This window comes from Blautia sp. HA8986 (assembly GCF_056504635.1).
Genome location: NZ_JBWLUQ010000004.1, coordinates 48,986 through 74,128, shown reverse-complemented (window position 1 = coordinate 74,128; position 25,143 = coordinate 48,986). Strand labels below are relative to the sequence as shown.

Annotated in this window: 18 protein-coding genes and 2 pseudogenes; all 20 read left to right on the top strand. The window is 42.2% G+C overall.

The window, feature by feature from the left end; translation table 11 throughout:
* Positions 1–140: 140 nt before the first annotated feature.
* The 20 genes and pseudogenes from AC04Q4_RS17885 to AC04Q4_RS17790 all read left to right on the top strand — a co-directional run bounded on the left by AC04Q4_RS17885 (position 141) and on the right by AC04Q4_RS17790 (position 25,112).
* The gene (locus AC04Q4_RS17885) at positions 141–539 is read left to right on the top strand and encodes a hypothetical protein (protein ID WP_476389416.1); all 399 of its coding nucleotides are present in this window, start codon (positions 141–143) and stop codon (positions 537–539) included.
* Between the two features lie 13 nt (positions 540–552).
* Positions 553–951 (top strand): single-stranded DNA-binding protein, encoded by a 399-nt coding sequence (locus tag AC04Q4_RS17880; RefSeq protein WP_005344165.1) that lies wholly within the window; start codon positions 553–555, stop codon positions 949–951.
* Positions 952–964: 13 nt separating this feature from the next.
* Positions 965–1,357, top strand: coding sequence for a hypothetical protein (locus AC04Q4_RS17875; RefSeq protein ID WP_476389415.1), 393 nt, complete (start codon positions 965–967; stop codon positions 1,355–1,357).
* On the top strand, positions 1,350–2,231 hold the full coding sequence (locus AC04Q4_RS17870; protein WP_476389414.1) for a replication initiator protein A: 882 nt from the start codon (positions 1,350–1,352) through the stop codon (positions 2,229–2,231). The genes AC04Q4_RS17875 and AC04Q4_RS17870 overlap by 8 nt, the downstream gene beginning before the upstream one ends.
* A 10-nt stretch (positions 2,232–2,241) precedes the next feature.
* On the top strand, positions 2,242–3,060 hold the full coding sequence (locus tag AC04Q4_RS17865) for a replication initiator protein A (RefSeq protein WP_177964183.1): 819 nt from the start codon (positions 2,242–2,244) through the stop codon (positions 3,058–3,060).
* On the top strand, positions 3,060–3,854 hold the full coding sequence (locus AC04Q4_RS17860; RefSeq protein WP_476389413.1) for an ATP-binding protein: 795 nt from the start codon (positions 3,060–3,062) through the stop codon (positions 3,852–3,854). The genes AC04Q4_RS17865 and AC04Q4_RS17860 overlap by 1 nt, the downstream gene beginning before the upstream one ends.
* An 81-nt stretch (positions 3,855–3,935) precedes the next feature.
* Positions 3,936–4,427, top strand: coding sequence for a PcfB family protein (locus tag AC04Q4_RS17855; protein ID WP_008371518.1), 492 nt, complete (start codon positions 3,936–3,938; stop codon positions 4,425–4,427).
* Between the two features lie 23 nt (positions 4,428–4,450).
* A complete protein-coding gene (locus AC04Q4_RS17850; RefSeq protein WP_476389418.1) occupies positions 4,451–6,310 on the top strand; it encodes a VirD4-like conjugal transfer protein, CD1115 family in 1,860 nt (619 codons plus the stop codon).
* Positions 6,311–6,431: 121 nt separating this feature from the next.
* Positions 6,432–6,647, top strand: a complete 216-nt coding sequence (locus tag AC04Q4_RS17845) for a Maff2 family mobile element protein (protein ID WP_017144663.1) — start codon at positions 6,432–6,434, stop codon at positions 6,645–6,647.
* 12 nt (positions 6,648–6,659) lie between these two features.
* Positions 6,660–7,529, top strand: coding sequence for a VirB6/TrbL-like conjugal transfer protein, CD1112 family (locus AC04Q4_RS17840; protein WP_055039902.1), 870 nt, complete (start codon positions 6,660–6,662; stop codon positions 7,527–7,529).
* Between the two features lie 23 nt (positions 7,530–7,552).
* Positions 7,553–8,017 (top strand): PrgI family protein, encoded by a 465-nt coding sequence (locus AC04Q4_RS17835; RefSeq protein WP_008371531.1) that lies wholly within the window; start codon positions 7,553–7,555, stop codon positions 8,015–8,017.
* Positions 7,899–10,070: pseudogene (locus AC04Q4_RS17830) on the top strand (VirB4-like conjugal transfer ATPase, CD1110 family); the annotation flags it as partial. The gene AC04Q4_RS17835 and the pseudogene AC04Q4_RS17830, both read left to right, overlap by 119 nt.
* A 338-nt stretch (positions 10,071–10,408) precedes the next feature.
* Positions 10,409–10,693 (top strand): annotated as a pseudogene (locus tag AC04Q4_RS17825) (hypothetical protein); the annotation flags it as partial.
* A 145-nt stretch (positions 10,694–10,838) separates the two neighbouring features.
* Complete coding sequence (locus AC04Q4_RS17820) at positions 10,839–13,640, top strand: CD1108 family mobile element protein (RefSeq protein WP_476389417.1); 2,802 nt, start codon at positions 10,839–10,841, stop codon at positions 13,638–13,640.
* A 40-nt stretch (positions 13,641–13,680) separates the two neighbouring features.
* A complete protein-coding gene (locus AC04Q4_RS17815; RefSeq protein WP_117502314.1) occupies positions 13,681–13,974 on the top strand; it encodes a DUF4315 family protein in 294 nt (97 codons plus the stop codon).
* The gene (locus AC04Q4_RS17810; protein WP_476389412.1) at positions 13,937–15,358 is read left to right on the top strand and encodes a CD1107 family mobile element protein; all 1,422 of its coding nucleotides are present in this window, start codon (positions 13,937–13,939) and stop codon (positions 15,356–15,358) included. Before AC04Q4_RS17815 ends, AC04Q4_RS17810 begins: the two co-directional genes overlap by 38 nt.
* Positions 15,359–17,431: a DNA topoisomerase 3 gene (locus AC04Q4_RS17805; protein ID WP_173751284.1), complete on the top strand. Its 2,073-nt coding sequence runs from the start codon at positions 15,359–15,361 to the stop codon at positions 17,429–17,431.
* A gap of 69 nt (positions 17,432–17,500) precedes the next feature.
* The gene (locus AC04Q4_RS17800; protein WP_476389411.1) at positions 17,501–23,788 is read left to right on the top strand and encodes a SpaA isopeptide-forming pilin-related protein; all 6,288 of its coding nucleotides are present in this window, start codon (positions 17,501–17,503) and stop codon (positions 23,786–23,788) included.
* Between the two features lie 88 nt (positions 23,789–23,876).
* Entirely contained in the window at positions 23,877–24,017 is a 141-nt protein-coding gene (locus tag AC04Q4_RS17795) for a hypothetical protein (RefSeq protein WP_008688072.1), read from the top strand.
* Between the two features lie 6 nt (positions 24,018–24,023).
* Positions 24,024–25,112: a DUF5688 family protein gene (locus AC04Q4_RS17790; protein ID WP_476389410.1), complete on the top strand. Its 1,089-nt coding sequence runs from the start codon at positions 24,024–24,026 to the stop codon at positions 25,110–25,112.
* The last annotated feature ends 31 nt before the right edge of the window (positions 25,113–25,143 follow it).

The window sequence follows — 25,143 nt, the reverse complement described above, 5'->3', positions numbered from 1 at the left end:
GGAAAATAGAATATTAGATTGATAAGAGGCAGGCTTGCGAAAATAAAAATCGTAAGTCTGCCTCTTTTTTTGTGCTTAAAAACAGGCAATTCAGGGGAATTCCCTTTTGCAAATATATATATTCTTGGAGGATTTTTAAGATGAGAGAGCGAATTGAAAGTAAGCATGTAACAAAGGAAATCAAAAGTCAGATGCCAGTGATTCCGGTGGCAATTGTTAAAGAAAGAGGCTGTACGTTCTGCCCATATTATCTGGGCAATTATGAGAAACAGCCACGCTGTATGATGAAAACCTGTGCCTGGGATGATGAAAATGAACGTTTCCATCCAGTTCTTCGTGGACTGATTCCATTTTACAAAGAGAAGATGGAAAAAGCAGAAGAGAAGTTCCTGGCAATGAAAAAGATTTACACAACGCTGTTAGGAATGTTTGCCGATGAAATGAAGCAGGAAGAGTTGGAAAAAGATGAATGTTACGGATGTGTCTATGGAAAATGTGGACCATGTATCGGTATCTGTTACAAATCAATGAAAGCATAGGAGGGTTAAGCCAATGAATACAACAGTTATTTCCGGGCGATTGGTAAGAAATCCCGGATACAATGAAGTGGAGAATGAAAAAGGACTTCATAAGATTGCCAAGTTTGTTCTGGCAGTCAGAAGAAATTATTCTGATGAAGTCAGTTTCATTCCGGTAAAGGCTTTTGCAAAGAAAGCAGAATTTGCCAGAGATTATCTGATGCAGGGAACGAAGGTCATGGTGGAAGGCGAGATTGTCACAGGTAATTATGAAGATAAGGATACCGGGAAAAAGATCTATACCACCGAAGTGTATGCAAACCGGATTGAATTCGCAGGTGCAAAAATGGTTGACAGACCACCATTTCCAGAAGATGCGGAAGGGTTCTTAGAGATCCCAGAGGGCATGGAAGAAGAAATGCCGTTTAGATAGAGGAGGATAAAAGATGGTTTCAGTAAATCAGGCGTATATGGTAGGGCATATGAAAAATGCCGATGGAAGTATCAATAACAAAAATGTAGTGCTGTCAGCAGCATGTGAAGCAGCGGAACTGTTCCAGTGCATGATGTCAGTAAATCAGAAACTGGAAGACTGGCAGAGATTTAACCACACCTTGGAGCTGCATCTTAGAAGTGTGGAATGTGAGAAAATCCATGATATCTGTCAGGCAGTATATGGAATGAAACATCCGTCCGATGAACTGGAAGGATTGTATCTGGCAAGAGAGGATGAACAGATATGCCTGCTGTACTATCAGGTATTTGTGGGTATGCTGGAAATCAATATTACTTCAGCCGAAGTGCTGTACAAACAGAAGGAGGAAACAATCAATGAGTAAGATGGAGTATATGCCGGTAGATTGTCTGCAGGTGCCAAAGGTGCTGTTCCAGATAGAAAAATACAAAAATCTGTCAAATACAGCAAAGATTTTATATAGCTTATTTCTGGATCGTTTGAAGTTTGCGGTGCAGAATGGCTGGGTAGATGGTGAAGGGGATTTGTTTGTAATCTATCCGAAAAGTGAAATGAAAAAAGACTTGAATACGACTCGATATGGCGTAGATCAGGCAGTACAGGAACTGGTTCAGATTGGTAATCTGGTGCGTATCATTCCAAACAATGGAAAGGCGAACCACTTTTATATCAATGATATTTATGAAAATGAGATGGAGGAAGAATCAATGATGACATTAGACAGAATTATGGCAAATATGCCGATGGAAGAAAGAGAAATTATCATGGACAAGATGGTGAAAGCATCCAGAGATATTCTGGGAACAATTGCAGATATGGGATATCTGGATGAATATGAGACACCACTGACTCCTATGGAAGAGCGTGGCTATTACGATGAAGAAGGTAATCTTGATATTGATGCCGTAGAAGCCGATGGCTATGAGTTTGGTATGGATCTGGCATTTGGCGTGTTATCTGTTTTTGATGGAAAGCCTGAACGTGTACTGGAAATTCAGAAATATGTAAATGAACAGTATGAGTGCTGCTCTAATAAGAAGTTTATGAAAGTTCTGGAAACGATCGCACGAATGAATGGAAACGAGGAGGTTTATATCGAGGATATGTATGCCTGCAATAAAGAAGCAAGAAATTATTATCTGAGCGAGTTAATGATGTGCTTCAACTTTGTGTTTAATGAGATGTGTCATGGAACAGGTAGTGCAGCAGGGTGTGATTTTAATAATGAGGAAGAATAGGAAATAAGCTATGGCAGATTTTGAATATTTCAGAGCAGAAGAATCTGACCAGTTTTCTTTTTTTCGGATACCAAAAGCTCTGTTCACAGAAAAAGAGTTTGCAAGCCTGTCTACAGACGCAAAGCTCCTTTACGGAATTCTGCTTGATCGAATCAGCCTATCCAAGAAAAATGGCTGGATTGACAGTGATGGTTATGTCTATATCATTTACACGATTGCAGAATTGCAGGAGCTGTTGCGAATGTCGCATACGACAGTGACAAAGCTTCTTTATGAGCTTGACAGTGTGCATGGGATTGGATTGATCGAGCGGTATCGGCAGGGGAATAATCGTCCCTCTGTTATATACGTGAAAAATTTTGTGAAACGGAGCAGAGGAAAGCCAGTAAGATACTTTGCTTCTGGAACGCCAGAAACTGGAAATCCGGACTGCAAGGAATTGGAAATCCGGATTGCAAGAAACTGGAAGTCCGGAACGCAAAAAAATAGAAGTCCGGACTGCAAGAATCTGGATGGAAGTAATACTAAGATAAATAAGACTGAAAAGAATCATACTGATAAGAGTAAGGGCAATACTCCCGCTCTGGAAGAAAAATTCAGTCAGTATGGTAGATTTAAAAATGTTGTTCTGTCGGAAGCAGAACTGCAGGAGTTGATGACGCTATTTCCATGGGATTACCAGAAACGGATAGATCATCTTTCTGTTTATATGAAATCCAGTGGAAAAGAGTATCAGAATCATTTTGCAACAATCTGTCTTTGGTCAGAACGAGATGGAGCCAGGGCAGGAATGGATAAATATGAATTTCAGGAAGGAGAAAGCCTGTGATGGAAAATAAAGTAACAGCAGATTATCTGGATGAAGAGGGATGTCTTCATTGTGGTATCTGTGGAAAAAGAAAACAGATGAAAGTTAGTCTGATGGGATTTGAGCATGTAGTGTCCTGTTTGTGTGAATGCGAGGTAAAAGCCAGACAGGAACTTGATGAGAAGATGCAGCGGGAAGAAGCACAGCGGCAGCTTTATCAGAGAAAATCTGTCGGACTTCGGGAAAGAAGATTCTGGGAATGGAAATTTGAAAATGACAATGGAAGCAATCAGAAGATACTAATTGCCAGGCAGTATGTAGAAAACTGGACAGATATGAAGAGAAAAAATGTAGGATTGCTTTTGATGGGACCAGTTGGAACTGGGAAAAGTTTCTTTGCAGGCTGTATTGCAAATGCACTTTTGGAACGGGGAGAACGTGTCATGATGACGAATTTTTCCAGGATCTTAAATGAAATGACCAGCTATCAGGCAAATAAGAACCAGATCATACAAAATCTTGTGGATTATCCGTTGCTGATTATTGATGATTTAGGAATAGAACGAAATTCTGAGTTTGCTTTGGAGCAGGTCTATAATGTGATAGACAGCCGCTATTGTAAAATGCTTCCGCTGATCGTAACAACGAATCTGGGACTGAATGAAATGAAATCGGCAGATTTAGATACTGCCCATCAGCGTATTTACAGCAGAATACTTGAAATGTGTGTTCCCATCTATTGTGGTGGAGAAGATAAGAGAAAAGAAGAAGGGACAGAAAAACTCGTACAGGTGCAGAACTTGATTACCGGTTAATTTGTTTTTTTCATTAAAGGGGGTGATTGCCATGATTACAGATATGGACAGCAGTTGAATCGCTGAAAGGAGGGAAAAGTCATGCAGGAAGAGGTAACTCAGAAAACGGTCACGTTCTGTATTCGGGCTACTAAGATTACGGCTGACCTGTTGAAAAAGGTTCTTGTTGCGTATCTGCGTCATCAGAAGCAGAAATCAGTAGAGAAGAAAGCACAGAAAAATCAGCCGAAACAGGGAAAGGTCACGGTAAAAGAGCTGGCAAAACAGAATGCCGGGATGGTCAATATCGAGATCACGGACAAAAATATTAAGTCCTTTGAACGGTATGCCAGAAAATACGGGATCAATTATGCTCTGAAAAAAGACAAGAGCAAAGATCCTCCGGTTTATCTGGTATTTTTCAAGGGACGTGATCAGGATGCCCTCAATGCTGCTTTCCGTGAGTTTTCCCAGAAACAGATTCAAAAAGCGAATAAGCCTTCCATTCATAAGCGTCTTGCAGCTTACCGGGCAATGATGCCAAAGAAGACGAAGGACAAAGTAAAGAACCGGCATCAGGAGCAGAGTCGATGAAAAAGAAAAGCGGCAAAATTCTGATGCAGAAGTGGAAGAATAAAATCGGGGGTAAGCTGTCCGCCCTGGATAAAAAGAAACTGGTTCTTACAAATATCCCTTATGCTCTGGCTGCTTTCTATGCAGACCGGGCATTTTTTCTTTACCGGAACAGTCCGGGAGAAGATATGGGGAACAAACTTTTATATGCAATGGAACACGCAGACCGGATTTTTGCTGGTTTTGTGTTAAGCAATAATTGGAAAGATCTGCTAGCAGGTATTGTTGTTGCAGTCGTTCTGAAAGTGTTGGTTTGGCAGAAACAGGTAGACGCAAAGAAATTACGGAAAGGCATCGAGTATGGTTCAGCCAGATGGGGAACCGCAGAGGATATCAAGCCTTATATGTCGGAAGATCCATGGATGAACATTCCATTGACAGCAACAGAAGCACTGACCATGGAGAGCAGACCGAAGCAGCCGAAGTATGCAAGAAATAAAAATATAGTGGTCATCGGCGGCAGTGGTTCCGGTAAGACACGTTTTTTCGTAAAACCATCGGTCATGCAGATGAACTGTTCCATGGTCATTACAGATCCGAAAGGCACTTTGATTGAAGAGTGCGGGAAGATGTTAGCAAAGGGACCACCTAAGAAAGATAAGAATGGAAATATTATGAAAGATAAATCAGGAAAAGTGGTACACGAACCATATGTGATTAAGGTTCTGAATACTATCAACTTTTCCAAATCGCTTCATTACAATCCATTTGCTTATATACGGTCTGAAAAAGATATCCTGAAGCTGGTTACAACAATCATTGTTAATACCAAAGGTGAAGGGGAAAAAGCTTCCGAAGATTTTTGGGTGAAAGCAGAGAAATTGCTCTACACAGCACTGATTGCTTTTATCTGGTATGAAGGTGATGAAGAGGAAAAAAATCTGAATACCCTTCTGGATCTTTTGAATGAAAGCGAAACCCGTGAAGAGGATGAAACTTACCAGAATCCAGTGGATATGATGTTCCAGGAACTGGAAGAAAGAGATCCGCAGCACTTTGCGGTCAGACAGTATAAAAAATACAAAATGGCGGCTGGCAAAACTGCCAAAAGTATTCTTATTTCCTGTGGTGCGAGGCTGGCACCATTTGATATCGCAGAACTTCGTGAGATCATGTCTTATGACGAAATGGAACTGGATAAGATTGGGGACAGGAAAACAGCCTTGTTTTTGATTATGTCAGATACAGATACAACCTTTAACTTTGTGATTGCCATGTTACAGTCACAGCTTTTCAATCTGCTTTGTGACAAGGCAGATGATGAATATGGTGGAAGACTTCCGGTGCATGTGCGTGTCATCGCTGATGAGTTTGCCAACATCGGGCAAATTCCTCAGTTTGACAAGCTGATTGCAACTATCCGAAGCAGGGAAATCTCTGCTTCTATTATTTTGCAGTCACAGAGTCAGCTAAAGGCAATGTACAAGGATAGTGCAGATACCATTCTGGGTAACTGTGATACTACACTATTTCTTGGTGGAAAAGAGAAAACTACTTTAAAGGAAATGAGTGAACTTCTGGGTAAGGAAACCATTGATCTGTATAACACTTCGGAAACGAGGAGCAATCAGAAGTCCTTTGGATTGAATTACCAGAAAACAGGCAAACAGCTGATGACAGAAGATGAGATTGCAGTCATGGATGGAGGAAAATGTATCCTGCAGATTCGTGGTGCCAGACCATTTTTCTCAGACAAATATGATATCACGAAACACAAAAATTATCGGTTTCTTGCAGATGAAAATGAGAAAAACCGATACAAAGTAGAAAAAGAGTTAAATCCGCAGTACACACCGAAACCCGAAGAAGAGGTGGAGGTAATTCAGGTGGAGCTGTCGGAGTAACCATGGGAATGAACGAAAAATAATGAGGAAAGGAATAACTGACATTAGGTGCGCCGGCTTTTTAGTCGGTGTTTTTTCATTCCCGTAAACACCTGAAAGAAGTCAGTTTTGGTGAATGTATATGGCATTTTTTAGCAGTGCAATTACAACTTTAAAAACTCTTGTAGTCGCAATCGGCGCAGGTCTTGGCGTGTGGGGTGTCGTAAACCTTCTGGAAGGATATGGAAATGACAATCCCGGCGCTAAGAGCCAGGGCATCAAACAGCTGATGGCTGGTGCCGGAATCATGCTGCTGGGAACTACCCTGATTCCACAGCTGGCAACATTGTTCTCTTAAGAGGAGTGGTAGATGAACACCATCATTGAGAGAATTACGGAAGCGATAAAGGATATCCTGATCGGGCTTATCAAGTCAAGTTTGGATAACATGTTCACGTCTGTCAATGAGCAGGTGGGAACCATAGCCGGGCAGGTGGGGCAGACACCGCAGGGATGGAATGCAGGGATTTTTAATCTGATTCAGAATATATCCCAAACGGTGATTGTCCCCATTGCGGGACTGATCATCACCTTTGTCCTGTGCTATGAATTGATCACGATGGTAACACAGAAAAACAATTTCCATGAATTTGAGACTTATAACATTTTCCTCTGGATCTTCAAAGCGTATGTAGCCATTTATCTGGTGACAAATACGTTCAATATCACGATGGCGGTCTTTGATGTTGGTCAGCATGTGGTCAACAATGCCGCCGGGGTGATATCAGGAAACACTGCGGTGGATGCAACAGAAGCAATTACACGGATTGTGGATGCCCTGGAGGATATGGAGTTAGGGGATTTGTTCCTGCTATCCATGGAAACGATGTTAATCAGTGTTACCATGCACATTCTGTCAATTATCATTACGGTAATCTTGTACGGAAGAATGATAGAAATTTACCTTTATACTTCCATAGCACCAATTCCGTTTGCCACCATGACCAATAAGGAATGGGGCAATATCGGAAACAACTATTTAAAAGGCTTGTTCGCACTGGCATTTCAGGGATTCTTCATGATGGTCTGTGTGGGAATTTATGCAGTTTTAGTAAATGCAATGACCATATCCAGTGACCTTCATGCAGCAATGTTTTCAGTAGCGGCTTATACCGTGATTCTTGCATTTTCATTATTCAAGACCGGAAGCCTTAGCAAATCGATATTTAATGCCCACTAACGGGCAGGAAAGGAGCGCATACCATGGCGTATGTACCAGTACCAAAAGACCTTACCAAGGTCAAAACAAAAGTAGCGTTAAATCTGACAAAACGGCAGTTGATTTTCTTTTCACTTGCCGCAGTAGTGGGAATTCCGTTTTATCTGTTCATGAGAAAACCAATCGGTTCCAGTATCGCAGCCATCCTGATGGTAACGATCATGCTTCCATTTTTCTTCATGGCAATGTATGAAAAAGACGGGCTTCCATTTGAAAAAGTGGTGGCAAATATCATTCGACAGAAGTTTATCTGTCCGGCGGTAAGACCATATAAGACAGAAAATTTTTATCAGGAGATTTCCACCCTTGTAAAAAAGGAGGGTGTGCCGGATGGCAAAAAAGACAAAGCAGGAGGCTCAGCAGGAGCGTCTCTCCCTGGCGGAAAAAAGAAACCGTCAGGAAAGAAGAAACAAAAAAAGCAGAAAAGAAAGAGAACAGGAAAAGCGTAGGAAGAAGCAGGAACGGGATCGTAGGAAACAGAAAAACATTCCTACAACTGCACAGCAGAGCATTCCGTATATTCGGATGCTGCAGGATGGTATCTGCCAGGTGACAAAGACCTTTTTCTCTAAGACGATTCAGTTTTATGACATCAATTATCAGCTGGCTTTAAACGAGGATAAGACCACGATATTTGAGAATTATTGTGATTTCTTAAATTACTTTGATTCTTCCATCAGTGTGCAGCTGTCCTTTATCAATCAGCAGGTGGATGTGGCAGAATTTGAGAAAAGTATTGATATTCCGGATCAGAACGATGACTTCAATGCCATTCGTGAAGAATACCGTACCATGTTGAAGAATCAGCTTTCCAAGGGAAATAATGGTCTGGTGAAGACAAAGTATATCACTTTTGGAATTGAAGCAGAGAGTCTGAAGGTAGCAAGACCGAGGCTTGAAAGAATTGAAACAGATATCTTAAATAACTTTAAGGTTTTGGGTGCACAGGCACATTCACTGAATGGTCTGGAAAGGCTGGAGATTATGTATCATGTGTTCAACCAGGATCGGATTGAACCATTTAAGTTCCAGTATAAGATGCTTCCGGAAACAGGATTAAAGACCAAAGATTTTATTGCACCGACTTCCTTTAACTTTTCCAAGAATCAGACATTTATGATGGGAAGAACGATGGGAAGTGTGAGTTATCTGCAGATTCTTGCACCGGAGCTGACAGACCGAATGCTTGCAGACTTCCTGGATGTAGATGACAGCATCAATGTCAACATTCATATCCAGTCCATTGATCAGAGTTCAGCAATCAAAATGATCAAGAGCAAGATTTCAGATTTGGATAAGATGAAGATCGAAGAGCAGAAACGAGCGGTACGTTCCGGTTATGATATGGACGTGCTTCCGTCGGACCTTGTGACTTATGGAGAAGAGGCGAAGAATCTGCTGGAAGATCTGCAGTCCAGAAATGAGCGAATGTTCCTTGTGACAGTTCTGGTAATGAATACTGCAAAGAAGCGTCAGAAGCTGGATAACAATATTTTCCAGGTGCAGGGGATCGCACAGAAATATAACTGTTCTTTAAAACAGCTGGATTATCAGCAGGAAGCAGCACTCATGTCCTGTATTCCACTTGGAGTCAATCGGATTGAAATCCAGAGAGGGCTTACCACATCTTCAACAGCGATCTTCGTGCCATTTACGACACAGGAGTTGTTTCAGGAAGGGGAAGCTCTTTATTATGGATTGAATGCATTATCCAACAACATGATCATGGTTGATCGGAAACGTCTGAAGAACCCGAATGGACTGATTCTTGGTACACCAGGTTCCGGTAAGTCCTTCTCAGCAAAGAGAGAGATTACAAACTGCTTTTTGATTACGGAGGACGATATCATTGTCTGTGATCCAGAAGCCGAGTATTCTCCATTGGTACAGGCACTGCATGGGCAGGTGGTGAAGGTTTCACCGGTATCTGACCAGTATATCAATCCAATGGATCTGAACCTGAATTATTCCGAGGAAGATAATCCACTGTCACTGAAAGCAGATTTTATTCTGTCTTTGTGTGAGTTGATTGTTGGAGGAAAGAATGGACTGGAGCCGGTAGAAAAGACCATCATTGACCGTTGTGTGCGGTTAGTATATCAGGAATATCTTGCCGATCCAATGCCGGAGAAGATGCCAATCCTGGAGGATTTATATAATCTGTTGCGGAAACAGGAAGAGCCGGAAGCACAGCGTCTTGCAACTTCATTGGAGATTTATGTTACAGGCTCCCTGAATGTATTTAATCATCGCACAAATGTAGATATCAACAATCGTATCGTTTGTTTTGATATCAAAGAGCTTGGAAAACAGCTGAAAAAGATCGGGATGTTGATTGTGCAGGACCAGGTATGGAACCGAGTGACTATCAATCGTTCCGCTCATAAATCTACCCGTTACTATGTGGATGAATTCCATCTTCTATTAAAAGAAGAGCAGACAGCAGCTTACAGTGTGGAAATTTGGAAGAGGTTCCGTAAATGGGGAGGTATTCCAACTGGTGAACTGGTTTGTTACTTGTTAGTCGCTTAAAGTGCAAACTATCGCCGTTCTGACTGAAACCGGCAAGTAAGTCAGAAGTATCAATGCGGAAAAAAACGGGAAAGGGGTAGCGACCTAATCCGAGTGGAAGGCTATTCATAATAGAATAGCCACACGCAACGCATAGAGCTTGAACCTGCATAAGCAGAATATAACAGCTCCAAGAGGCCGCATTGCCAGCCGGTACGATATAATCGTGGTAAAAAGATATGCTATGCTGAGCGTGAAATGACACGCTGATGAAAATGGGCGAAAGTCCCAGAGAGGTGGATAAAAAGCCGCCTGATAATAACAATCAGATAACACAGAATATCAAAGATTTATTGGCTTCCAGAGAAATCGAGAATATTTTTGAAAACTCTGATTTCATTTATATGCTCAACCAGGCTTCCGGAGACAGGCAGATTCTGGCAAAACAGCTGAATATCTCACCAACCCAGCTGTCCTATGTAACCAACAGCAATGAGGGGGAAGGACTTCTGTTCTATGGAAATGTCATTATCCCATTCGTAGACAGATTTCCGAAGAATTCCCTCTATAAAATCATGACAACCCGCTTGGAGGAAACTTCTGAAGCAGGTTAAATCAAAGGAGAAAATAATGTTACGAGCAATTTCATATGTATTAACTTTTAGTGGCGGTGCTGTTTTTGGCATCGCTTTTCTCTGTTTATTACAGTCAGGGAAAGGGTATCCGAAGAAGGAGGAGTAAGTAGTGGCAGAACAGAGAATGAAAGTCAGGGATAAGAAAGTCCAGAAGATGACCAAGGATGGTCTGGTGGAAGAAAACCTGACGGATAAATCTTCTGTTCGTGTCAGTAACCGTGCCAGTGATGTGCAGATGGGAGGAAAACAAGGGGAAAAAGAATTAAGCCTTGTGGATAAGTCTTCCCGCCAGTCTGAACGGAGTGGGAAAAATATTCGTCCCTCTGTGCAAAAATCCAGAGATGCACCGGAACTGATACGGACAGAGAAGCAAAGTAAGGATTTTGGACAAAATAGAAAGCAGCAAAACCGGAAAAGGATTCGTGCTGAGGTCGGAAAAGAATCCAGACTTGCAGAAAAATCTGAAGCCGGACAGTCAGGGAGACTGAAAGAAAAACGTGCTGATCTATCAGAAAACAGAGGAGACAGCCGGAGAAATCAGACCGGCGGCAGCAAAAAGCCAAAACAAAAACAGCGTTTGAAATTTGCTTATGAGGAAACTGGTGCTTCTGTGAAAAATGACAAAGATATGGAGAAATTGAACCAGATGGATACGGATGGAGTCAATTTCCGCCATCAAAAACAGAAGGAAAAAGCCAAAAGGTTTTCTTATGAGGAAGCAAAAAAGAAAAAGGAAGCTAAGCAGCATTCCAAGAAGGCACAGGTCTATCGGGCAAATGAAGGGGAAGCTCCTGGAAAGAAGAAATCCCGCTTGAAGTTTGGCGAAGGGGAATCTGTGAAAACAGAAAAAACTTCTGTTGCCAAGAAAGCAGGAAGTGCAACTTCCGCAGCATTGCACCGTGAGATCAGCAAAAATGAAGACGATAATGCGGCGGTAGAAGGTGCCCATAAGTTAGAAGAAAGCGGCGAAGGTGTTTACCGGCTGGAACAGAGAAGTGCCAGACGCAGGAAACAGAGGGCATCCAGAAAAAGAAGCAGACTTGAAAGACAGGAAGAGAAACAGACACAGGCGGCAACCCGTCAGGAGCAGAAGAAACTGAAAAAACAGATTCAGAAGCAACAGATCAAACGGGATTATGCCAAAGCGAAGCGAAGTGAACAGACAGTAGGAACAGCTACAAAAGGTACGATTGATTATATTAAGAAGATTGGCGGTAAGGTCACCAACTTCTTTAAAGAAAACCGGAAGGTGTATATCAGTGTAGCAGTTCTGATCGGATTGATGTTTCTGATCATAACGAATGTCACGTCTTGTTCTGCAGTGTTTTTACAAAATGTGATCACTTATACCGGAACCAGTTATCTGTCATCGGATCAGGCAATCCGGGAAGCGGAACTGTATTACACACAGCTGGAAGCTAATCTGCAGGAGCGGATCAACAACATGGAATCTGAAGAACCGGGACATGAGGAATACCGATATAACATCGGACCTATTGAGCATGATCCGTTTATCCTGATCAGTTATTTGTCAGCAAAGTATGAAGAATTTACCTTTGAACAGGTAAAGCCAGAACTGGATGCTCTTTTTGCATTGCAGTATCGGTTAGAAACAGAAGCAGTCAATGAGACTGTGACAGAGACAGCAACTGTAAGAGTTGGAGAATCTTTGGGACAGGTTGTAACAAGCGGATATTGTAACTGTCCAATCTGCTGTGGTATATGGAGTGGAGGACCGACTGCCAGTGGAGCATATCCAACAGCCAATCATACCTTAGCAGTAGATGCTTCCAATCCGTTTGTTCCAATGGGAACAAAGGTGGTCATGAATGGAGTCGAATATACGGTAGAAGATACCGGAGCTTTCGCAAGATACGGTGTACAGTTTGATGTCTATTATGACAGTCATGCGGCAGCATCCGCACATGGTCATAAGACCTGGGAATGCTATCTGGCAGATGATAATGGAAGCCAGGAAGTGGAAGTGACCAGGACAAGAGATGTAGATGTGCTGAATGTCACCTTAAACAGCGGAAATCTGATGTCGATCTGTCAGGACAGGCTGGGATTTTTCCAGAAAGAACTGTTCAGTGCCTATAACGATACGAAAGGTAATTTACAGATGTTTGCGACACCGGTTAATTTTAACTGGTATTCCAGTGTGACAAGTTATTATGGATATCGGATTCATCCAATTTCAGGAGCAAATCAGCTTCATAATGGTATGGATATCGGAGCACCGGAGGGAACAAAAGTAATGGCAGGGCTGACAGGAACGGTTACAACTTCTGCTTATAACGACAGCTATGGCAATTATGTTGTGATCAAGGACAGTAAAGGCTATGAACTGCGGTATGCACATTTAAGCAGCCGGAGTGTATCTGCAGGTGTATCCGTCACGAAAGGTGATGAGATTGGTCTTGTAGGAAATACTGGAAATTCTACAGGAAGCCATCTTCATATTGAACTTTTGAAAAATGGAGAGCGCTTAAACCCGATCTTTTATCTGGAAACTGGAGAAGGGGCAGGCTTTGGCGGCAATGAATACACCAGTGAAGCGGCACAGCGTTTGTTGAACGAAGCAGCGAGATATCTAGGAACACCGTATGTGTGGGGTGGATATTCTCCAAGTGGATTTGATTGTTCTGGATTTGTAAGTTACTGCCTGACAAACTCTGGTGTAAGGAATACAGGAAGATTGACTGCACAGGGACTGTATGACATCTGCACGCCGGTATCTCAGTCAGAAGCACAGCCGGGAGATTTGATCTTTTTTACAGGCACTTATGATGCAGGAGTTCCGGTAACGCACATTGGAATTTATGTGGGTAATGGTCAGATGATCCATTGCGGTCATCCAGTGCAGTACACGTCCATCAATTCACCTTATTGGCAAAGCCATTTTTATGGATTTGGACGATGGTAAGGAAAAGGGCGGTGTAACAGCCGTCCGGAAAGGAGAAGCGATGAAAAGTCTTGAAAAAGCAACGGCGGATTATGAGAAAGCCAAGGAAAAAATGGAAGCATCCAAAGCCAGATATGAAGCAGATTTAAAGCGGTTCAAGGCTGCGGAGATTGCAAAAACAGAAGCGGAAAATCTGGAAATTGTAAGAATTATCCGTGCAATGGATATGAGCATTCCAGAATTGGAAGCTTTCAAAAAGAGAATGAAAAATGAACTGCCCGGCAGGGTAGAAATACAGAAGGAGGAAACAAGGTCTGATGATGAATTTAGAGAAGATGAAACAGAAGAAATCTAAAAATAGCGTAAAAAAAGGATTGCTTGCGGCAACAACGATTCTTTGCCTGACATCGCCTATGTTGCAGACACAGACTGCTTATGCAGCTGAGAATACCACACCTGCGATTACGATTGAGAAACCGGATGGATGGAAACAGGGAGAAACAAGCATTGCTGTTACGGTAGATGCCAGTCATATGCCGGAAGGTTTCTCAATAGCAAAGATTGAAGCAAAAGCAGGAAAAGATGGAAACTGGCAGGATGTAACCGGAAGTGGAACTATCACGATCACTGGAAATCAGACAGTGTATGTGCGTGTGACAGATGGTGAGGGGAAGGTCTATGAGCAGAATCGCTCTATTAAGTGTTATGACACGGAAAAACCGACACTCTCTGCTTCCCTGACAGATGGTGTGCTGACGATTCAGGGGAATGATACAGTATCAGGGATTACTGCGGTAACAGTTAATGGCACCACTTATACAGATCTGAAGGATGGAATGCTGAGAGTGCAACTGACACAGAAAGATTTTACAACAAAACAGATTGAAATCACGGTAACAGATGGTGCCGGAAATACTTCTGAGAAGTATGTACTGCAGAATCCTTATTATGAATGGGCAAAGAAGCAGGCAGAGAAACAGAAAACCTCCAGTGACAGTAATGGCGTAATGGCAACTACGACCAGTGCAGATGCAACGGGGACTGAGAAAACAACGACTTCTCCGCTTCCGCAGGATGCACAGGCTTCTGAGCCGACAGATGCAAAAGGAACCGTGGATGATCGAACAGTAACAGGTATTGAGGAACAGCTTAATAAAGAAGGCGAGACAGCAGATTCTGTTACTAAAACAGCCACGGAAGGCACAAAAGAGTTTTATACCATTTCAACTAAGAGTGGTAAGATTTTCTATCTGATTATTGACAATTCAAAATCTCAGGATAATGTGTATTTCCTTACCGAAGTCAGTGAGAAAGATCTGATGAACTTCACACTTTCTGATTCAGTGACACTTCCGGAAGTGGATACGGTTTATGCAGAACCAGAGAAAAAAGCAGAGGAAGAAAAACCGGAAACGACAGAGTCAGCTGAGAAAGATAAGGTAGAGGATGAAATCCAGATGCCAGAAGATAAAAGTCCATTCGGAACGTATCTTTTGATTGCACTGGTTGCAGTCGGAGCTGCGGCAGGAGGATATTATTTCAAAGTCTATAAACCAAAGCATGAATATGATGACGAGGATGAGATGGAAGAGGATGAAGATGAATCCGAAGATTCAGAGTCAGAAAAACGGGAAGTAGACGATGCAGATGAGCAGGAAGAAAGTGCAGAACCGGAAATCCTGAGAGATGAAGATTTTAATGATGATGTACTGGAAGATGAAGAAGAGGAGCAGGAGTAAATGAAATTAGTGATTGCAGAAAAGCCATCGGTTGCGATGGCACTGGCTTCCGTGCTTGGAGCCAGAACAAGAAAAGATGGCTACGTGGAGGGAAACGGTTATATCGTTTCCTGGTGCGTAGGACATCTGGTTGGATTATGCGATGCATCGGAATACGATGAAAAATATAAAAAATGGAGATATGAAGATCTGCCGATTGTGCCGGAATGTTGGAAACACAAGATTTTGGAGGGTACAAAGAAGCAGTTTGGAATCTTAAAGAAACTGATGAGAGATTCCAAAGTAGATGAGGTGATCTGTGCTACTGATGCAGGACGTGAAGGAGAGTTGATCTTTCGTTTGGTGTATGAGCAGGCAGGATGCAAAAAGCCGATGAAGCGGCTTTGGATCTCTTCCATGGAAGAACAGGCAATTAAAGATGGATTTGCGTCATTAAAAGACGGTTCGTGTTATGACAGTCTCTATCAGTCAGCACTTTGCAGGGCAAAGGCAGACTGGCTGGTGGGAATCAATGCGAGCCGTCTTTTTTCCGTTCTGTATAACCAGAATCTGAAAGTTGGAAGAGTACAGACACCAACACTTGCCATGATCGTGGATCGAAATCAGAAGATCAAGGAATTTACCAAAGAGAAATATTATATGGCTCATATCAAGTTTGACGATATGGATGCGGTCACAGAGCATTTTCAGAAAAAAGAAGATGCAGATAGAGTGGCTGCGGACTGTATGGAGCGTATGTGCGAAGTGGAGAAGGATGATGTGAAAGAGAAAACAGTCCGCCCTCCGAAGCTTTATGATCTGACCACTCTGCAGAGGGAAGCAAACAGAATGTTTGGTTATACCGCACAGCAGACATTGGATGCCGTGCAGGAGATGTATGAGCAGAAGCTGGTCACTTATCCGAGAACAGACAGCCAGTATCTGACAGATGAGATGGGAGAAAGCACAGAAACTCTGATTCAGATGTTACTTGGGAAAATGCCCTATGCCGAAGGGCTGGAATATCAGCCGGACGTGAGTAAGGTATTAAATTCAAAGAAAGTATCTGATCACCATGCAATTATCCCGACCGTGGAAGTAGCAAAGGCAGATATAGGTAAACTGAAAGAACGAAACTGCAAGATTTTGTATCTGATCAGTGCCAGGGTACTGACAGCAACCGCAGGTCCTTATATTTATGAAAGCCATAAATGCCAGATTACCTGTAATTATCATACGTTTTATCTCTCAGCAAAGAAAACAAAGCAGGAAGGATTCAAGTCGATCGAAAATAAATTGAAACAGTTCTTTGGCGTAAAGAGTGAAAAAGAAGAGCCGGAGCTGGATATCTGGGATGGCAAGCATTACGGTCCCTGTGATTCTTTTGTATCGGAGCATTTTACACAGCCACCGAAACAGTACACAGAAGATACCCTGCTTTCTGCTATGGAACGTGCAGGGAATGAAGAACTGACCGAAGATACAGAAAAGAAAGGACTTGGCACACCGGCAACAAGGGCAGCAATCATTGAAAAACTGATTCAGTCTGGTTTTGTGAAACGGGAAAAGAAAAATCTTGTGCCGACAGATGATGGCAACGTACTGATTACGGTTCTGCCGGATGAGATTAAATCTCCGAAGATGACAGCAGAGTGGGAAATGGCATTGAATCACATTGCCCAGAATACAGAGACAGCAGATGAATTCCTAAATGGGATTACAGAGCTGATGCAGGAACTGGTTGCCAGATATCAGGGGATTTCAGAAGAAAAGAAAGAGCAGTTTCAGGGAAAAGCAAAAGGAGAAGTCATTGGCAAATGTCCCCGCTGTGGAGCTGATGTCAGGGAAGGAAAAGTAAACTTTTACTGTTCTGACCGGAACTGTGCTTTTGCCTTATGGAAGAATGATAAATTCCTTGCAAGCCAGGGGAAAAAGATGGATAAGGCGGCAGCAAAGAAGTTCCTGTCTAAAGGAAAAATCCATTATAAGGATCTGGTATCCAGAAAAACAGGGAGACAGTATGAAGCAACAGTGGAAATGGTTGATCCCGGAGAGGGAAATGTACAGTTTAATCTGATTTTCCCACAACGATAAGTAGTGTATTGCAGGCAGTCTAAGGACTGTCTGTTTTTAATACAAATATATGAAAGAGAGGACCTTAGCATGAAGAAAAAAGGTAATTTTAGAAAAGTAGTATCTGGCTTGCTGGCAGGCATGACAATGCTTAGTACAGTGTTATCTCCGATGACTGCATATGCAGCGGAGATCCAGCCAGAGGAAAAACCTCCACTTTATGAGGAAGTGAAAGACCTTCTGGATGAAGATGAGGTGGTGATTGCCAAAGATTATGAAATCGAAACAGGCAGTGTATTTGATGTGAAATCAGACTACACAGGACTGGAAATCAAGGATGATAACAAGGTCAAAGTCACATTTGAGGAAGCAAAGAACGAAAAGAATGAGGATTTTACGACAGATCATGCGGACACTTACAAAGCGGTCTATTATGTGGAACCGGTAAATCAGGAGCATCCGAAGTACCAGATCAGCCGAAAACTGATTGTGCGTGAGAAAGAAACAGAAGTACAGACAGAGGCGGCAGGGAGTGAAGCAGTGACTGAATCCGAAACAGCTGGCAGTGAACAGCAGACAGAAGAAGCGGAGGATTCAGAAGCAGAATCGGAGATTACCGATATTGACGCTGATGAATTTGATGATTTGGTAGAGCAGGCACAGAATCAGGATACCTATGATGAAGAATCAGGGTTAGAGCTTCATGATGTTTTGGAACAGGCAGGAGACGAAGGTGTGGATCTTGATGCTATGGAAGAGGGAGAGATTGCAACATTTGAAGCAGTTTCGGCTTATTCAGCAAGAAGCACACAGCAGGTAACAATTGAAAAAGGACCACTGTATAGATATGCAGATTATAATCTTGGAACCTATCTGACAGAGCCGTACTATATCAGCTACGGAAGCGTCAGAGCAATTGCGTATTGTGTACAGCCAGCTAAGCCAGGGCCTGGATCTGGAAATTATACAATTACAAAGATTGGAGACAATCAGGCGTTAGCAAAAGTGTGTTATTACGGTACAGATGCCGCAGGAAGCGAAAGTTTTTTCGCTAATAAACACACAGATTTTTCAGAAGGAAAAAGATTCATCATTATTCACATGGCTGCATCTTATGCCAATGGAAGCAGTGATGCATTCTATGGAACAAATGCTACAGGCGAGGCTTTGGCAAAAGAACTCTATAATTATTGTGTGAATAAGCCGGAAATACCAGATGTAGCGATGTCATTTTCCAAACCGAATGTAAAAGCTTATGTAGATGGAAATGTTCAGAGAACGGAGAACATTCAGTTCAACGCATCTTCCCAGCAGAAAATTACAATGGACTTACCAAAGGGAGTAAAGCTCCATAATGTATCTACTGGAAATGTAAGTGCGGCAGGTGCAAGCGTAACAATTGGAGGAGGAACCACGTTTTATCTCTCGGCTCCTCTGACACAGACAAAAGATGTAAGTGCTACTTTTTCTGCAAAGATGAAGGGAAGTATTACAAAAGATTATTCAGCATATAAACTGACTACGAATGCAAGTGTTCAGGATCTGGCATTTGTGTTTGGAGAAGGTGTCGCTGATGAAAAATATGTAAGCTTAAAGGTGTCCTGGATTGAACAGGCTACGATCGAAATCATAAAGAAAGACGATACAGCGGATGTCAATCTTGCAGGTGCAGTATTCGGTGTATACAGCGATGAGGCTTGTACAAAGCTGATCACTCAGATGCCGGCAACAGATAAGAATGGAAAATCTTCTGTTACGATCATCAAGACACAGGATACGGTTTATCTGAAAGAGATCACAGCACCACAGGGATATGTAGTAAATGCAACGGCAACAAATGTAAAACTGGTAGCAAGTAAGACCTCAGCTGTAACCGTGGAAAATAAAGAACAGCTGGCAGAGCTTACCATTTACAAAGAAGGACAGGTTCTGACCGGAGCAGATGTCAGTGAAAATGGAACGGTATTTCAGTATGAAAACCGCAGACAGAAAAATGCAGTGTATAACGTGTATGCAGGGGCAGATATCGTAACAGCTTATGGCACAAAAGTGTACAGTAAAGGTGACCTTGTAAAAGAAAACCTGACAACAGGTGAGAATGGTTCTGTCACACTGAAAAACCTGCATCTTGGAACCTACGTGGTAAAAGAAACAAAAGCACCGGACTCTTTCTATAACGGCAGCGAAGAAAAGTCAGTGACTCTAACTTATGCTGGTCAGAATAAAGAAGTTGTATTTGCAGATGTGACTTTTAACAACGAGAGACAGAAAGCAGATGTTTCCGTAGTAAAACAGGATAAAGACACCAAGAAACCACTGAAAGGCGGTATTTTTGCTCTGTATGCATCCGATGATATCAGAAATGCAGACGGAAGAGTTGTTGTGAAAAAAGGAACGCTGATTGAGAAAGTAACTACTGGCGAAGATGGAACTGCAAAATTTACAGCAGATCTTCCGATTGGATATTCCTATTCTGTAAAAGAAGATCAGGCGCCGGAAGGCTATGTAAGAAATACAGAAGATGTGTATACGTTCAAGTTTTCTTACACCAATGATAAAGAAGCAACCGTATCTTTTGCCCATACCTTCAGCAATGACCGTGTGACAGCAAAGATCAATTTATTCAAAGTTGATAAAGAAACAGGAAAAGCAGTACCACAGGGAGATGCCACACTGAAAGGTGCAGTTTATGGTCTGTATGCCCGTGAAGATATCGTGCACCCGGATGGAGCAACGGGAACTATTTATAAAGCAGGAGAGCAGGTAGCTTCTCTTACAACAGATGACAAAGGACAGGCTTCTGTAAATGGCTTATATCTTGGCAAATATTATGTCAAAGAGATTACTCCGCCGACCGGATACCTGGCAGATGCAGAAGAGCATGATCTTACGTGCAGTTATGAAGGAGATATGACAGCAGAAGTAAAAAGAGAGTGCACTTCCAGTGAGCAGGTCATCAAGCAGCCATTCCAGATCATCAAAGCAGCCAACAATGGAAAGACAGATGCAGATCTGTTATCTGGAGCTGGATTTACAGTTTATCTGAAATCTTCCCTTACAAAGAAAGCAGATGGAAGCTATGATTTTGATTCTGCCAAACCAGTAGTGAGCGGAGAAAATGGAGCAACTGAGATTTTCACAGATGAAAAAGGGTATGCCTGCAGTATTCCATTACCATTTGGAAGCTATATCGTGTGTGAAACTACAACACCGCACAATTATAAGCCAGTCGATGATTTTGAAGTGAATATCACAGAGCACCATCCAAATGAGCCGCAGATCTGGCGAGTGCTTCTGGATGAAGAGTTTAAGGCAAAACTAAAAATCGTGAAAAAAGACGATGAAACAAAGAAATCCGTATTGATTGCCGGAACAGAATTTAAGGTATATGACCTGGACAACAAAAAGTATGTGGAACAGGTAACAACTTACCCAGTGACAACCACTCACAAGTCCTATTTTACGGACAGCCAGGGATATCTGATCATGCCGAAGAATCTGAAGATCGGACATTACCGGATTGAGGAAGTCAATGCACCGGAAGGGTACACAATCAACAAGAACTATGTAGAGATTGCAGTGGATGCAAACACAGCATACCAGATGGATTCTGAGAGCGGAGATGCCATTATTACGGTAGATTACGAGAACCATCCAGTAAAAGGAAAGCTGACAATCTATAAAAAAGGTGAGATGCTGACCGGATTTAAAAAGGATTTTGTTTATGAAGAAAGATACCTGAAGGGTGCGGAATTTAATGTCTATGCAGCTGAAAATATCTATACACCGGATTACCAGAAAAATGAAAACGGAAACAGACAGCTGATCTATGCAAAAGATGCACTGGTAACAACGGTAACGACTGGGGAAGACGGAAAAGCAGTTGCAGAGAATCTGCCACTTGGTTCTTACTATGTAGTAGAAAAGACTGCACCGGAAGGATTTGTCCTGAACCATGACAGATCAGAAGTCGCATTTGTCTATGCCAATCAGGATACACCGGCGATTGAACAGGAAGTGCCTGTTGGCGATGACCGACAGAAAGTTGCGATTCAGGTAGAAAAACAGGATGCAGAAAATGGTGCAACCGTAGCAGGAGCTGTCTTTGGTATCTACAACAAAGAGGATATCAAAGCAGATGGAAAAGTAATCGTGAAAGCAGACACACTCTTACAGGAAATAACTTCTGATAATGATGGTCTTGCAGCATGTACGCTGGATCTGCCACTTGGACAGTATTATGTAAAAGAGTTAAAAGCACCGGCGGGATTTGTATCCTCTGATGAAGTTCTGAATCTGGATGCTTCTTACCAGGGACAGGATGTGAAGACAGTAAAACTGAAAACAGTGAAAAAGAACCAGCCGACAACAGTAGAAATTACAAAATCTGATATAACCACAGGTGTGGAACTGGATGGGGCAAAACTCACTGTTCTTGATAAAGAAGGAAATGTTGTGGATCAGTGGACTTCTGTAAAAGATCAGCCACATGTGATCAAACGACTGACAGTTGGAGAGGAATACACTCTTCGTGAGGAAATGGCACCGTATGGATATTTGAAAGCAACGGATGTGAAGTTCACGCTGGAAGATACTGCTGAGATTCAGAAAGTAGAGATGAAAGATGAAGTTCCGACAGGACTTCTGATCATCAACAAAAATGGAGAGTTTCTGGATAAGGTGACACTTTTGGATCATGTAAAAGGTACTGTGGAGCATCTTTTTGAGTATGTAACCGGAAGCCTTACAGATGTGACGTTCGACGTATTTGCTGCGGAAGATATCAAAGCGGCAGATGGTGTCAGTGAAGATTATTTCAAAGCAGATGAAAAAGTGGGAACCATTACCACAGATTCCAATGGTATTGCACAGATGGGAGATCTTCCGGCAGGAAAATACTATGTGAAGGAAGTAAAAACAGCCCATGGTTATGTGCTGGACAAAGAGCCGAGATATGTTGACCTTTCCTACCGTGATCAGGACACACCAGTCATCACTTATGATGAGAAATGGCAGAATGCCCGTCAGAAAGTAAAGGTTACGGTTCTGAAGAAAGAAAAAGATACAGAACGTGTTCTTGCAGGTGGTGTCTTCGGTCTTTATACCAGTGAAGATATCAAAAATGCAAAGGGCGAGGTACTCCTTGAGAAAGACAGTCTGATCGAGCATCGGGTAACGGATGAAAAAGGACAGATTACTTTTACGGCAGATCTTCCGGTAGACGGAAAATACTATGTGAAAGAGATCTTTGCGCCGGACGGATTTGTTACAACAGAAGAAGTACAGGAATTTACCTTAGAATATGCCGGAGAAGACCAGGCAGAAGTAAGCTACGACTTTATTTTTGAGAATCAGCCAACCACAATGGAGCTGACTAAAACAGACCTGACAACAGGTAAAGAACTTCCAGGTGCACACCTGAAAGTGACGGATTCAGATGGCAACACAGTAGATGAATGGACTTCTACGGAAGAATCCCATGTGATCAAAGAACTGGTGGTTGGCAAGGAATACACCATGATAGAGACAAAACCGGCAGATGGATATGTCACTGCAGAAAGTATTACCTTTACAGTAGAAAATACAGCCGAGATTCAGAAAGTAGAGATGAAAGATGATGTGACAAAAGTGCAGATCAGTAAGACAGATATCACAGGAGAAACTGAAATTCCGGGTGCGAAACTGACGATTCTCGATAAGGATGATCAGGTAGTAGAGAGCTGGACTTCCACAGAGGAAGCACACTATATCGAAAAACTTCCAATCGGTAAATATACCTTACGTGAAGAGCAGGCACCGAAAGGATATCTTCTGACATCGGATGTTAGTATTGAAGTAAAGGATACTGGAGAAATCCAGAAAGTAGCTATGAAAGATGACACTGCCAAGGGAAAAGTGATTCTCAATAAGACAGATAAATCATCAGGAGAACCGCTGAAAGGGGTAGAATTTGAACTCCGTGACAGCAAAGGAAAGGTACTGGAAACCTTAAAGACAGACGCTGCCGGTCATGTAGAAAGTAAGCTGTATGAGATTGCCACATTTAAGAACGGCAAATATGATACAGCAATCAAGTATTATCTGGTGGAAACAAAAACACTGGACGGATACACACTGGATCAGACCAAGCATGAAGTGACATTTGCCTATGCAGATGACAGTACACCGGTTGTAGAAGTTACCTTTAATCTGACAAATGAGAAACCGGGAGTTCCAGAAACACCGAACACACCGGATATACCACAGTCCCATGAAGAGACAAAGGTATCAAACGCACCGAAAACAGGTGACAGCACGAATATTTGGCTGCCAATCTTGCTTCTTGTAATCTCCACAGGAGGTATGGCAGGACTTTATATCAGCAGGAAAAGGAAATAAGGAAATTAAAACCAACGGTTATGATTGGGAGCTTCTATGTGAGGCTCCCTTTTTCATACAAAAAAATCACAGAAAGGAACAGAAAACTATGATGAAAGCAATGGAAAAAAGACAGGAAGCACGAAAAAACCAGGAGAAAACAGTAAAGAGAATGATGGCTTATCAGAAGAAAGCCGAGCAGATGGTCAGCAGAAAAAGAATGAACCATCACATGATCAGAAAGGGGTAAAAGCGTATGATGAACAGAAAAGAATTTTATGAATATGTCAAAGACAATGTAAAGGAGTATCTGCCAGAGTCTTATAAGGACGCAGAAATTAAACTTCAGGAAGTAGAAAAAAACAACGGTTTGAAGTTGACAGGTATTACGATTCCAAACGGAGATCAGAGAATCGTACCGACAGTCTATCTGGATTCCCTCTACCAGGAATATATCCATGGAAAAGATGTAGACTCTTGTGTTGGCGATGTGGCTGATATGCGTATTGAGGCACAGGGAAAAGCAGAATTTTTTGATATGGGAGTTCCAGATATTCTGGATTATGAAAAGATGAAGGACAAATTACAGATGAGAATTTGTGATAAGGAATGGAATACCGATCTTCTTGCAGATAAAGTAGTCACAGAACACGGAGATTTTGCAGCTTATTATGCAGTAAATCTGGAGGAAAATGGAGAAGGGATCAGCAGTATTCCGGTAACTGTTTCTCTGATGAACGAGTGGGGAGTATCTGCCGAACAGATTCAAGCGGATGCGATGGTGGCAGACCGAAAACGTGGTGTCACACTTATGGATATGAATGAGATTATCAAATCTATGATTTTTGGTGAAGAACCAGAAAACTTGCTGAATGAAAAAATGGATATGGAAGCCATGGAAAACCCAATGTTCTGTCTGACAAACAAAGCTAAGATGAATGGAGCTTCCCTGTTACTGCAGGAAGATATTCGTAAACAGATTGGGGAATGCCTGGGAAGTGATTACTTTGTCATCCCATCTTCCGTTCATGAAGTGTTGATTCTCCCTGATAACGGAATTTTTCAGGTTCCAGAATTAAATGCGATGGTACAAAAAGTGAATGAGACACAGGTGGAAAGACAGGAACAGCTTTCTGATAAGGTTCAGTTCTGTGATAAAAAGACCGCAGTAATGGAAAATGCTGAGCGTAGGGAAGCACGTCTGGAAAAAGAAAAAGCAGCCGAAAAAGCGGAAGTAAAAGGTGGAATCCATGGAAGACTGGAAAAAGCCAAGGCAGAGATCAAGGCAAAAGAGGCAGACAAAGTGCCAAAGAATAAGTCAAAAGATCTTGCCGCAGCATTATAAAGAGAAACAACGATGATTTTAAGGGGACTGT